At 42.1% G+C, this 12,436-nt stretch carries 10 protein-coding genes and 1 tRNA gene; 4 read left to right on the top strand and 7 right to left on the bottom strand.

Annotated features, from left to right (window positions below; all coding sequences use genetic code 11):
• Nucleotides 1-43: 43 nt before the first annotated feature.
• The 6 genes from B9T34_RS18165 to pyrC form a co-directional block, all read right to left on the bottom strand.
• Nucleotides 44-119: transfer RNA gene (locus B9T34_RS18165), tRNA-Glu, on the bottom strand.
• A 346-nt stretch (nt 120-465) separates the two neighbouring features.
• Nucleotides 466-1,896, bottom strand: coding sequence for an amino acid permease (locus B9T34_RS18160; RefSeq protein ID WP_086214538.1), 1,431 nt, complete (start codon nt 1,894-1,896; stop codon nt 466-468).
• A gap of 129 nt (nt 1,897-2,025) precedes the next feature.
• Nucleotides 2,026-2,166: a hypothetical protein gene (locus B9T34_RS18915; RefSeq protein WP_171265242.1), complete on the bottom strand. Its 141-nt coding sequence runs from the start codon at nt 2,164-2,166 to the stop codon at nt 2,026-2,028.
• A gap of 120 nt (nt 2,167-2,286) precedes the next feature.
• On the bottom strand, nt 2,287-4,770 hold the full coding sequence (locus B9T34_RS18155; protein ID WP_086214537.1) for a TonB-dependent receptor plug domain-containing protein: 2,484 nt from the start codon (nt 4,768-4,770) through the stop codon (nt 2,287-2,289).
• A 243-nt stretch (nt 4,771-5,013) separates the two neighbouring features.
• Complete coding sequence (gene rnt / locus B9T34_RS18150; protein WP_086214536.1) at nt 5,014-5,673, bottom strand: ribonuclease T; 660 nt, start codon at nt 5,671-5,673, stop codon at nt 5,014-5,016.
• Nucleotides 5,658-6,692, bottom strand: coding sequence for a dihydroorotase (gene pyrC / locus B9T34_RS18145; protein WP_086214535.1), 1,035 nt, complete (start codon nt 6,690-6,692; stop codon nt 5,658-5,660). Before pyrC ends, rnt begins: the two co-directional genes overlap by 16 nt.
• 152 nt (nt 6,693-6,844) lie before the next feature.
• Here pyrC and B9T34_RS18140 point away from each other — a divergent pair, with 152 nt between their 5' ends.
• Entirely contained in the window at nt 6,845-8,101 is a 1,257-nt protein-coding gene (locus B9T34_RS18140; RefSeq protein ID WP_086214534.1) for a GGDEF domain-containing protein, read from the top strand.
• A 92-nt stretch (nt 8,102-8,193) separates the two neighbouring features.
• Here the strand turns inward: B9T34_RS18140 and argG are convergent, their stop codons facing one another.
• The gene (gene argG, locus B9T34_RS18135) at nt 8,194-9,537 is read right to left on the bottom strand and encodes an argininosuccinate synthase (RefSeq protein ID WP_086214533.1); all 1,344 of its coding nucleotides are present in this window, start codon (nt 9,535-9,537) and stop codon (nt 8,194-8,196) included.
• A 233-nt stretch (nt 9,538-9,770) separates the two neighbouring features.
• On the opposite strand from argG, the gene B9T34_RS18130 reads away from it, so the two are divergent.
• The 3 genes from B9T34_RS18130 to B9T34_RS18120 all read left to right on the top strand — a co-directional run.
• Nucleotides 9,771-10,157: a metal-dependent hydrolase gene (locus tag B9T34_RS18130; RefSeq protein WP_086214532.1), complete on the top strand. Its 387-nt coding sequence runs from the start codon at nt 9,771-9,773 to the stop codon at nt 10,155-10,157.
• 164 nt (nt 10,158-10,321) lie between these two features.
• A complete protein-coding gene (locus B9T34_RS18125; protein ID WP_086214531.1) occupies nt 10,322-10,675 on the top strand; it encodes a hypothetical protein in 354 nt (117 codons plus the stop codon).
• A 238-nt stretch (nt 10,676-10,913) separates the two neighbouring features.
• The coding region (locus tag B9T34_RS18120; RefSeq protein WP_086214530.1) for an NADPH-dependent 2,4-dienoyl-CoA reductase at nt 10,914-12,436 on the top strand (1,523 nt) is incomplete at its 3' end.

The following is a 12,436-nucleotide window of genomic DNA, read 5'->3' as shown; positions in this document are numbered from 1 at the left end:
GATGAAATGATAATCTATGGAAAAGAATTATAATAAAAATATATGGCGTCCCTACGGGGATTCGAACCCCGGTTACCGCCGTGAAAGGGCGATGTCCTAGGCCTCTAGACGATAGGGACGTTGCGAGGTGATGGCTATATTAGGGATTTTTAAAAACACTGTCAAACAGGATTAGGCATTATTTTTAAAATATTGAATTGATTGATTAAAAAATGAGAGATTTGCTTTAAGTTAAGGAATTTAAAGCTCAAAATATTTTAATGCTTAATTTTAAATGGATTGTAGCTGAAATCAAAAAATTAAAATATTCAGCCTAGAAAAGCATTTGCAAATACCTTTTACATTCCAAAGCGCAACAGGACTGCTGCGCTTTGGATCTCCTGCAAAATCGTATCAAAACAAGAAAAATAAATGCGATTTTTCAGGTGTATTTGAATTTCCTGCAGTGAATGCGGGGAGCAGTGTTTAATGTTTATTGTGATATAACCAATAATAGCTGGCATAGCAGGCAGCCATAAACAGCAAGCAGCCAATAAAGCCAGACAGCATTTCTGGGTCTGCAGCCATACTGAGGCCTGTGGCCGTACAGCAGACAAAACCAAGAATGGGAACAAGCGGGAACCAAGGTGTGCGGAATTTTAATTCCGCCAGCGTATGACCTGACTTTAGCCATTGGCGGCGGAAATTGAATTGGCTCCAGCAAATGCTCATCCACACAATGACTATAGTAAAGGCCGCCACCCCCATCAGGTTTTTAAAGATCACATCGGCACCAAACTGTTCAGACAATAAGCCTGGTAAACCGCCAATCATCGTGACCCAAATCGCAACGACCGGAACGCCTGATTTGCTGACTTTAGAAAAAACACGAGGCAGCTGGTTTTGAGCCGACAATGCCCACATCATGCGTGAAGCCGCATATAAACCTGAGTTAGCCGTTGAAAGCAGGGCGGTGATAATCACAAAACGGATAATGTCCTCTGCATAAGGAAGCCCCATTAAATTAAATACAGAGACGAATGGACTGCTGCTGAGGCCGCCGTGACCGCCTACATTTAAACCTGCATCGGTATAGCTGAGCAGCGAACTGATGACGATGATCGTACCGACAAAGAAAATCATCAAACGCCATACGGCAGCATGAATCGCTTTGGGGACATTTTTTTCAGGATTTTGGGTTTCCCCCGCGGCAATGCCAATCATTTCTGTACCGTTAAAGGCAAAGTTCACAATCAGCAGAGTAGCAAATAGCGGGAACAATCCATTGGGCAACCAGCCATGCTCAGTCAAATTGCTGAACAGCGGCGCAGAAGTGTAGCCTTTGAATGGAATGAAGCCAAAAATGCAGGCGAAGCCAAGGGCAATAAATACCAGAACTGTAGCGACTTTAATTAGAGACAGCCAAAATTCAGATTCTGCAAATGTTCGGGTAGAACTCAGATTAGAGAGCAGGACACCTGCAGCAAAAATGAGAGTCCAAAGCCAAATTGAGGTTTGTGGGAACCATTCCTGAACCAGTATTGCAGCTGCAGTGAATTCTGTGCCTAAAGTGGCAGACCAGCCTAGCCAGTACATCCATGACACCATATAGCCTGTACCGGGACCTATATAGTTGGTGGCAAACGCGCCGAAAGACCCAGAGACTGGCAGATGCACTGCGAGCTCTCCAAGACAAAGCATCACCATATAGGCAATTAGGCCGCCGATGATATAGGCTAGAACTGCGCCTAAGGGGCCTGCTTGGGAAATTACTTCGCCAGATCCCATGAACAGGCCAGTACCAATAGCACCGCCTAAAGAGAGCATAATTAAATGACGCGTGGTCATTGCACGTTTTAAAGACAAGGAATTCCATTCCGCAGGCGATTGCTGCGAAGGCTGAGCGGGAGATTGCATAAATTAAGGATTAAATATTATGAAAATATATTTTATCGGTTCATCATGTGAAAAATCACATAAATCGATTTTTTCTTATCATTTACATTTTACTATCCGTAAAATAGATATAAAAATTTGTCTGATTATTCAGGGCTTAGCAGGAGATTGCTGTTCAGTGGCATGCTGATTTGGTGTAGTAGAAGCAGTGCCATCATCACGGCTGACCATATAAATATAGAGTGCAGCAGGTAAAAGAATAAGTAAAACCAGCAAGATATTTTTAAGCATAACCATTGAATAAGCTGAATAAAAGCAGGCTTATTATAGCGAAAACACAACAGGCTGTAAGCCTTAATATGTTTGGCCTAAATCAATCAAGAGCGCTGAGCGCTCTTGATTGGGATTTTATTAAAACTTAAATGTGACATCTGCAATAAATTGACGGCCGATTTGCGGGCTCACCACACCTGAGTCTACTGTAAAGTTGTTGCGGTTGGTCACGTTGTTGATCGTAAGCCCGAAAATGGTTTTGGTATGCTGCGTATGGGAAATTGTATATGTGGAACGGATATCCCAGTAAAAACTGTTTTTAGTGGTGTATGGCGTATATTTGTCATATTCAGTGCCATTTTCATCGATATAACCTTTTGAGGTTTCTTTCATTGCATCAACTTTTCCTTGGTAGCTGAAGAAATTGTTAATTTGCAACGGAAGGGCATCAAAAACGATATCCCAGCCTAAGCGAATGGTCCAAGGTGTGTTAAACGCTTCAGCAGGCTTGTCCTCAGCATTGATGATTTTTCCATCATAATAAATCTGCGGTGTGCCTGTGTATACACTTGAACTGTATGATTCAAAGTTACGCTCAGTTTGAGTGTAATCAGCGTTTAAGCTTAATTGATGATGAGTGCCGTTTAACTTTAATGGTTCAATATTTTTTAAGCTTAAAGTATAGATCTCAGCATTTGACGTACCTTCATTATCATAGGTATAGCTAAAGCGAGTTGCTGAAATAGCAGGATCAATCACAGATTCTGTTCGGCGTAATTGATCCTTATTGTCACGGTTTAGCCATTTTAAAGCTAAGGCAGTATTTGCATATTCAGTCTGAATACCAAACATGGTTTCGTCGGTATATGGTGTATCTAATTGAGAACGGTAACTAAAAATTGATGTCATATCTTTTTCAGTCCACAAGTCTGAAACGCCTACTCTTGTGCCGCTTTTTGTAAATAAGTTTTTACCATCTTGAAGCTCATTATAAAAAGAATTTAAACCATAATAACGGTTCCATCCTGTAGTAAAGCTTAGAGCAGAATTACCAAATGGCATGAGAGTAAAGCTGCTACGCGGCGCGACATTATTGTTTTTGGTTAGGCTGTCGTAATCGGTACGTACGCCAAGCGTTGCAATGAAGTATTTATCCCATTGAATTTGATCTTGTAAAAAGGCATGCCAGCGGTCTTGCTGTACATCAATTTTACTTGCTAAATATGTGGTGCGGCTTTTTAAATATTGGCCATCAGTACCATTTCCTTCATCACAAGCATCATAACGTTCTCCATTGCTGGCATAGCAATTTAAATTAGCTATATTTTTTGCTTGATTGAAATAGATACCAGTCGTTTCAGGACGTTCCCAATAGGCATTATAGTGTCCATAGCCTGCGCCCATTTTAAATGTGTGTGTAGTACGGTTTGAAACGATTGGGGCAAAAAGGGCCTTGATGTTGTACTCAAGTTTTTGTTCTTGCTGTTCTGTACTGCCGAAGCTGCCTTCAGTTTGATTGCCTGTTGCTTTCCAGTTCTTAGTGGATGATTTAGCCCAAGATAAATTGTCTTTAGCGCTTTCTCGATTGGCTGTTTGAGTCTGGTAATTCAGCTGCTGTTCTAAATCGACGGTTTTAAGACGATTTTTTAAATTGACGTAAAAACTTTGACTATCAGAGCTATGCATGCTTTGAGAGTTGCTGGCTGTAGCGAGGTAATAGTCTCCGGAAGACTCCATAAACTGTGTGCCGACTTTAAGTTCGGTGTTGGCGTTAGGAGTATAGAAAAATTCGAGACCAGCATTGGTAGAGTCGCGGCTTTGTTCATATTCCTTAGGTACATCAATACTGGTTTTAAGCGGTATATCTGAACGTCGATACGAGCCAAAGCTGTTAAAAGCAAGTGTTTCGGAAAGTCTGCCGTAAGCCGTAGCGCTGACACCTTGGCGAGTAAAAAATGGCTGTTTTGATTCACTTGCAGATTCTTCAAAATTTTGTTCAGCATCTTCAGATGGGAACTCAATTTTTGCCCAGTCATCTGTAGTGTAGTCATAGCTGATACTGCCATGGATTTTGCCAATTTCAGTTTGTGGGGCGCAGGTTTCAGCACTAACTACACCGCCGGTAAATTCACCATATTCAGCACTGACATTACTGTCTAAAATAGTTAAATTGCACAGTAAATCAGTATTAACAGTAACACTTTGACTGCTTCCCATCATTTCATTCAGGGTATTGCCTCCAGCAGTACTCGCAGGGTTGATGTTATTGTTAATACTCATTCCATTGATGAGGAATTTATTGTCATATGGCAAGCCGCCATTAATGCTGATATCTGCAGCATTCAGTTCACCTTGCTGCAGGGCACTGCGTGCTTTGGAATTAAACTGAACGTTTGGATTAACTTTGAGGAATTCTGTAATTGTTTTTGAGCCATTAGGCGTTTTTTCTAAATCTTCTTTGCCATAAGTTGTTTTTCCAACTTCATCCGCCTTTCGCGCTTCAACTACAATTGTGTGCAGTTTAACTTCAGGCACAATTGTGCTTTCTGTTTGATTGGCATATGCGATAGGGCTAAGAACTGAAATGATAGCCCATGTAAGTGGAGAGTAATTGAATCGCATATTTTTCTAAAGGCAGGAATAAATAGTAATGCGAGCGATTATCATTAAGTTTGATGCAATAATCAATATAAATGAGAATTATTTTCAATATGAAAAAACGATCTAATAAATATAAAAAAACGATTACATAAGCTCTGAATTATTTTTTAAGAATATAAGCATAAATAAGCCCCAAGCACTTTAAAATAGAATGCTGTGTTGAACTGAAGCACTCTTGATTATTTTAAGGCAATGGGGCGGGTATTATTTGTCAGCGTTTAAGGTATCTAACAAATGTGGACCAAGTTTATTTAATATAAAACAAAAGAGCTCAGCCGTTTTTTGCGTATCGTACAGCGCAGAGTGCGCTTCTTTACCATCAAAGTCTATGCCGGCTTGAATGCAGGATTTGGCTAAAACAGTCTGACCAAAAACTACTGCACTTAAGGTCACCGTATCAAAGACAGAGAAGCTATGAAACGGGTTTTGATTTTTGGTGCTTGTACGGGCAATGGCTGCCTGCACAAAACCTAAATCAAAATGCGCATTGTGGCCAACCAAAACAGCATGGGTGCAGCCTTGCTGGCGACGAACTTCATTGACTGATTTGAAAATACGCTTCATCGCGCTTTTTTCATCTTCTGCCATAGCCATTCGCATCGGGTTAAATGGATCAATACCAATAAAATCCAATGATCTGCGGTCTAAGTTTGCACCCTCAAATGGGTTGATATGCGCGTGGTGCGCTTCACCCGGTACAAATTTCCCCTCTGCGTCATACACAATAGGTATGGCTGCAATTTCCAGTAATGCATCGGTCTGTGAATTGAAGCCTGCAGTTTCTACATCGACAACAACAGGCAAGAATCCACGGAAACGCTGACCAATGACTGGTAGAGTTTCATCTGTCACACTTTTCTCCATTGAATGGTTTTACCCGCATGCAGCGGAATAATTTTCTCACCATCCAAATAGTCTAAACTTTCAGGAATCACTTGATCTTCTTTGACTAAAGTAATCGTCGAAGTATTGCGCGGCAAACCATAAAAGTCTGCGCCAAAGTGGCTAGCAAAACCTTCTAGACGGTCAATTTTACCGACTTGATCAAATGCTTGAGCGTACAGCTCAATTGCGCTAGGGGCACTATAGCACCCTGCGCAGCCGCATGCATTTTCTTTAGCATTTTTTGAGTGCGGGGCGCTGTCTGTCCCTAAGAAAAATTTAGGATTACCACTGGTCGCCACTTCAAGCAAAGTTTGCTGGTGTGTCTGACGCTTTAAAATCGGCAGGCAGTAGAAATGCGGTTTTATACCGCCAACCAGCATATCGTTGCGGTTGAACAGTAAATGCTGCGGAGTGATTGTAGCCGCCACATGGCGGTCATGCTCTAAAACAAAATGAGCCGCTTCGCTGGTGGTGATATGTTCTAAAACCAATTTTAGCTTAGGGAACTGTTTTAATAATGGAGACAGCACTTCGTCTATGAAACGCTTTTCGCGGTCAAAAATATCGACATGATTATGTGTGACTTCACCATGCAGCAAAAGTGGTACTTGGTGTTCTTCCAGCTGTTCAATCACACCGTAGACTTTGCTGATGTCGCTTACGCCGCTATCAGAATTCGTTGTCGCGCCGGCAGGGTAAAGCTTAATGGCATTCACATGCTCAGACTGCTTAATCTTCAGCACTTCGCTGGGCGCGGTATTGTTGGTGAAATACAGCACCATACGCGGATCGAAATTTACGCCTTCAGGTACATGCGCCATGATGCGTTCACGGTAGGCCACTGCTTCTTCAACAGTTTTTACAGGCGGAACAAGATTCGGCATGCAAATTGCGCGTGCAAATTGGTTGGCTAAATCTGGAACCGTGCGTTTTAGAGCTAAACCATCACGCAAGTGAGCATGCCAGTCGTCTGGCTGAAGAATAGTAATCGAGTTCAAGGCGACTTCAAACTTGGAAATAAAAGAGATGATAATGCAAAAAGTGTGAAAATGGTAACGGGTTTTAAAGACAAATGGTCTTGGTGATATAAATAAAACGAAAAAAAATATGTTATTTTAAAACCACTAAAATAATTACATAAAAATCGGCAATGGAATACAAGTATAACCTTGCAAAATTGCAATATGACAAAGAAAAGTTAGAGCAATTGATTGCACGCCAAAGCCGCCGTGTGGGACAGGTATTTCCAAAAAAACTTGAAACGCAGTTCTGGAATTCAAATTTAGATCGCGCACGCGACAACATCAATCAGTATGTTTGGGTTGGGGTTTTAATCTACTTTATTCTCACCTTGCTGATTATTCCAGGCGATTACTGGATTATTGATAAAGCCTTTTTTCCGCATGATTTTATTCATTGTTTAGCCGGTTTAGTGAATGGGTCACTCTGCTTATTTACACTGTATGTTTTTGCGCATCACCCAAAGCTCAATCCCTATTTTCCGCATGCAGCTATGGCAGTAGTGTTTTGGGCGGTCATCTCAATGTCTTGGCTGACTATGACTGTTTATACAGAAGCATTGAAGCATCAGGCAATGATGATCATCTGCATGATCTACATTTTAGGTTATATTTTAACTGGGGTTAAACCCGTGCAAATGCTGTGGGTTGGGCTGGCCGCGGCAATTGTTACGCTGCTCATGCTTTTTGCGCTGTATATTAAATTTGATGCCATGGTGATGGGGCGGGTGCTCATCGGCAGCTGCGTATTGGGTTTTGCCATCAGTAAAATGCTCTGCGCGCGTGAACGGATGATTTTTCTGAGTATGCTGCGCGCGGAAATCAGTGAAAAAATCCACCGCATACATACCACAGAACTGCTTCATTTAAGCCAGCATGATGAACTGACTAAAATCTCAAACCGCCGTACATTTGATGAGATGCTGGATACCTGTTATGAACAGGCCAAGCGGGACGAAAGCGCGCTGTCTATTCTATTTATTGATGTGGACCATTTTAAAAACTATAACGATTTTTATGGACATCAAAAGGGGGATGAGGTGATCTCCTCGATTGCCAAAAGCATTAAAAATGCCATCCGCCATATGGATTTTGTTGCGCGCTATGGCGGTGAAGAATTTGTTGTACTGCTGCCAGAAACCGATGCGCATGGCGCTTATGCGGTAGCCTCCAATATTTATAAGGCGATTGACCGTTTGGAAATTCCGCATGCTAAGTCGTTGGTGTCTAATCATGTCACCATCAGTCTCGGCATTACTGTATTCCGAGGTGAGGACTTAGCCAAAGAAGACCTATTGTCTATTGCAGACCAAGCGCTGTACCGTGCTAAACAATTAGGCCGCAACCAAATTTATTATCAATCCATCCGTTCTGCACAAGTGGCTTAAGCTTTAGGCCTAGTTTTATGTAATGCGCTTAAAGTGCTTATTTCAGATATAAAAAAACCGCTCATTTGAGCGGTTTTTTGGCTCAACAAATCTTATTTGTTTTTGTCTTTCAGCTGAGGAACAGCAGATCCTGTACCTACAGCCAACAAGCCTGCACCAGTATAGATGCCCAATTTCGCGCGGGTATCTGTGATGTCTAGGTTACGCATAGTCAATTGACCGATACGATCCATAGGAGAGAACATTGAATCGCCTTTTTCCATAGTCAAGCGTTCAGCTTCGTATGTCAGGTTTTCAGATTCAGTGTTCATGATTGTGTAATCATTGCCGCGGCGAAGCTCTAAAGTAACTGTACCAGTTACAGCTTTAGCAACCCAGCGCTGAGCAGTTTCACGAAGCATAAGCGCTTGAGAATCAAACCAGCGGCCTTGGTAAAGAAGACGGCCTAAACGTAAACCGTTGATACGGTATTGTTCAATGGTATCTTCGTTATGAATACCAGTTACAAGGCGTTCATAAGCAATATGAAGAAGCGCCATACCAGGAGCTTCATAGATACCGCGAGATTTCGCTTCGATGATACGGTTTTCGATTTGGTCCGACATACCTAGACCATGACGGCCGCCGATACGGTTTGCTTCAAGAATGAATTCTACTGGATCTTCAATACGTTGACCGTTGATAGCAACAGGGAAGCCTTCTTCGAAAGTGATTGATACTTCTTCAGGAGCGATTTTAACGTCTTCTTTCCAGAACGCAACGCCCATGATTGGATCAACAATTTTGATACCAGCATTAAGGTATTCAAGATCTTTCGCTTCGTGCGTAGCACCAAGCATGTTTGAGTCAGTTGAATACGCTTTTTCTTTTGACATTTTGTAGTCAAAGCCATTGTCGATCAGAAACTGTGACATTTCTGCACGTCCGCCAAGCTCGTCAATGAAAGTTTGGTCTAACCAAGGCTTGTAAATTTTAAGCGCAGGATTAGTTAAAAGACCGTAGCGGTAAAAACGCTCAATGTCGTTGCCTTTATAAGTAGAGCCGTCACCCCAAATGTTAACGTCATCTTCTTTCATTGCTGTAACAAGCATAGTACCTGTTACTGCGCGGCCTAACGGAGTAGTGTTGAAGTATGGAACACCGCCAGTCGAGATGTGGAACGCGCCACATTGAATCGCTGCAATACCTTCTAATGCAAGCTGCAAACGGCAGTCCACTAGACGAGCTTTAACAGCACCGTAAGCTTCAGCTTTACGCGGAATCGCATCATAATCATCTTCATCAGGCTGACCTAGGTTTGCTGTGTAAGCATAAGGCTCAGCGCCTTTTTGTTTCATCCACAATAAAGCAGCTGAAGTATCTAGACCACCAGAGAAGGCAATACCAACTTTTTTGCCTACTGGGACATTTTGCAAGATAGTTGCATTATCAGACATTGTTAATCCTAACGATATTAATATAGGCACCTAGAGTGGGTGGCCCGAGAGAATACAAATTTCTTTAATTGTAGCACTTTTAGCATTAAATTTTTTCAAAAAAAAATTGCACTGAAAAAAATTAATAGATTAAAGGTGCGAATTTAATCGGTTATGAGCATTGGGATTCAACTTTAGTCTGTAACTTAACGTGTTGAAACAGCCCTGATTTATAGCTTTTGCAGTTTACTGGCATGTTTGAGGGAATGGAACATCGTGATGTAGCTTATGATGTAATGTCTGAAGTTGGCGATGTACCCGAATGGATGCGTAAAATTGCCTTACCCATAGCAACTGCACACATGATGGGAACAAGTCTCTTTCGGACGCATTATTTGCTGCGTCATGAAGGTTATAGCCGTAAAGAATGCGCGAAAATGTTTGTGCAAGGCGTGCCAAAACTGTTTGGTTTAAAGGGCATATTGGGTAAAAACAGAAAGCAGCTGTTTTCATGGTTCCAGAAGGACTTTCACCCGAGTCAGCATGCGGTCATTGCACAATATGATGTTTGGATTAATGTGCTTGCAGAAACAAATGATCCGATTCAAGCAAGCGAGGCTTTCTGGAGAGCCGGCCGCTAATTTGTATGATATGCGCTGATGAAAAGTAGTCTAAATTGGTATCTATAGACCATTTTTTTTATATTTAATAAATGCTTATAGAGTGTTATTCTCGGTGGAAGCTGCATCTGGGTGTGCAGGAACTTGAATAGAAATACACTCTTAACGGTGTAATGAGAGGATTTATGATGAAGCATAATTTGCCGCCATTATACCCGCATCAAAAAGGCAGAAACGAAACTTTAAGTTTAATCCATGGAATTTATGCAGGGCTTTTAAGCTGCGCATTGGCAGTTGTACTTTATTTAGAGTTTCAGCAAAGCACGATGGAAATTTTAGCATTGAGCATACCGTGTCTAGGTGTTGGCACGTTAATCTTGCTTAATATTGTAGCCTGTTTGAAAGTTAAAAAAGGGGCAAATGAAGGTCTGATTATGTCTAGGGTCTTGGCGCTTTTTATGCTTTTGAGTTTTCCTATCGGTACGGTATTAGGTGCTTTAGCGCTGTGGAAAAGTTTAAAATCCCAGTGGCAGGTTTAGGCTTTTTTGGCATTTTGCTGTGAGTCCGAACCAAGCTGTTCAATATTAAAAGCGGCTGAAGGCTATTTCATACTGTCTAAATAAATATATTTCATTGTATATAAAGAGGTATGCAGCCAAATTTGAGCTGGATTGACTGTTTCACCGTATATTTTTTTTTAAATGCCATAAACAAAAGCAAAAAAAATATTAAAGTAGTATGCAACAAGTTGCAAAGCCCGATATAAAAGGATTCATCATGACAACCAGCTATGCAAATATTTTAAAACCGCTCCATCTTGGCTTTACTACGATTAAAAACCGTGTCGTGATGGGTTCTATGCATACAGGCCTAGAAGACCGTTTTTATAATTATCCTAAACTGGCAGCTTACTTCGGCGAGCGTGCGAAAGGCGGTGTTGGCCTGATTATTACGGGCGGTATTTCGCCAAACCGTTCCGGCTGGCTTTTACCAGCAGGCGGCACCATGAATACTTTGGGGGATATTGCCCCACATCGTTTAGTTACCCATGCCGTGCATAAGCATGGCGCTAAAATTCTAATGCAGATTTTGCATGCAGGGCGTTATGGCTATCAGCCATTTGTGGTTTCTGCCAGCCCGATTAAGTCTCCTATTTCACCATTTAAGCCGCGTCAGCTCAGCGAAAAGCAAATTTTAGATACTATTGATGATTATGTAAATTGCGCCAGCCTAGCCAAAAAAGCAGGGTATGACGGCGTAGAAATAATGGGTTCTGAAGGCTATTTATTAAATCAATTTTTAAGCCGTCACGTGAACCAGCGTACTGATCAATGGGGCGGAGCAATTGAAAACCGTATGCGCTTTGCTGTAGAAATTGTCAAAGCCATCCGCGCCAAAGTCGGTGAAAAATTTATTATCTGTTTCCGGTTATCGATGCTGGATTTGGTGCATGACGGCAATACCATGGCAGAAGTTATTACTGTTGCGCAAGCCTTAGAACAGGCGGGTGTGACACTATTGAATACAGGTATTGGCTGGCATGAAGCGCGCATTCCGACCATTGTGACCTCAGTGCCGCGGGCGGCTTTTGCAGACTACACAGCAGAAGTGAAAAAGCAGGTATCTATTCCTGTGATTGCCTCTAACCGTATTAATATGCCGGAAACAGCAGAAGAAATTTTAGCTTCGGGCAAAGCGGATATGGTGCAAATGGCGCGTCCATTATTGGCTGATGCGTTTTGGGTGAATAAAACCGCGACCAACCGTGTAGATGAAATTAATACATGTATTGCCTGTAACCAAGCGTGTTTGGATCATACATTTAAAAATCAGCGTGCCACTTGCTTAGTGAATCCGCGCGCAGCCTTTGAAACTGAGCTGGTTTATCTGAAAACAGTAAAACCTAAGCGTGTGGCAGTAATCGGTGGCGGTGTAGCAGGTTTGTCGGCAGCAACGGTTGCGGCGAGCCGCGGCCATCAAGTCACACTTTTTGAAGCCAGTAATGACGTAGGCGGACAATTCAACTTGGCGAAAGTGGTTCCAGGCAAAGAAGAATTCCATGAAACAATTCGTTATTTTAAAGTTCAAATTGAAAAAACTGGTGTAGAGCTTCGATTAAATACCAAAGCGAACCGTGAACAGCTTGAAAGAGAAGGTTTTGAAGAGGTTGTTGTTGCTACGGGCGTTGTCCCGCGCCAATTAAAAATAGCGGGAAGCGATGCGCCGCAAGTTTTGTCCTATGCTGAAGTGCTGCGCGGTGCATCTGTAGGCAACCGAGTGGCGGTCATTGGAGCGGGCGG

Origin of the sequence: Acinetobacter sp. ANC 3813, assembly GCF_002135435.1 — a bacterium.
Lineage (GTDB): Bacteria > Pseudomonadota > Gammaproteobacteria > Pseudomonadales > Moraxellaceae > Acinetobacter.
Note: the sequence above shows the minus strand (reverse complement) of the source record. Positions and strands in the feature narration are given on the sequence as shown.

Coding starts and splice junctions, on each gene's coding strand:
- B9T34_RS18130 (WP_086214532.1), top strand. CDS start 9,771: ATGTTTGAGGGAATGGAACATCGTGATGTAGCTTATGATGTAATGTCT.
- B9T34_RS18125 (WP_086214531.1), top strand. CDS start 10,322: ATGATGAAGCATAATTTGCCGCCATTATACCCGCATCAAAAAGGCAGA.
- B9T34_RS18915 (WP_171265242.1), bottom strand. CDS start 2,166: ATGCTTAAAAATATCTTGCTGGTTTTACTTATTCTTTTACCTGCTGCA.
- B9T34_RS18155 (WP_086214537.1), bottom strand. CDS start 4,770: ATGCGATTCAATTACTCTCCACTTACATGGGCTATCATTTCAGTTCTT.
- B9T34_RS18140 (WP_086214534.1), top strand. CDS start 6,845: ATGGAATACAAGTATAACCTTGCAAAATTGCAATATGACAAAGAAAAG.
- argG (WP_086214533.1), bottom strand. CDS start 9,537: ATGTCTGATAATGCAACTATCTTGCAAAATGTCCCAGTAGGCAAAAAA.
- B9T34_RS18160 (WP_086214538.1), bottom strand. CDS start 1,896: ATGCAATCTCCCGCTCAGCCTTCGCAGCAATCGCCTGCGGAATGGAAT.
- rnt (WP_086214536.1), bottom strand. CDS start 5,673: ATGGAGAAAAGTGTGACAGATGAAACTCTACCAGTCATTGGTCAGCGT.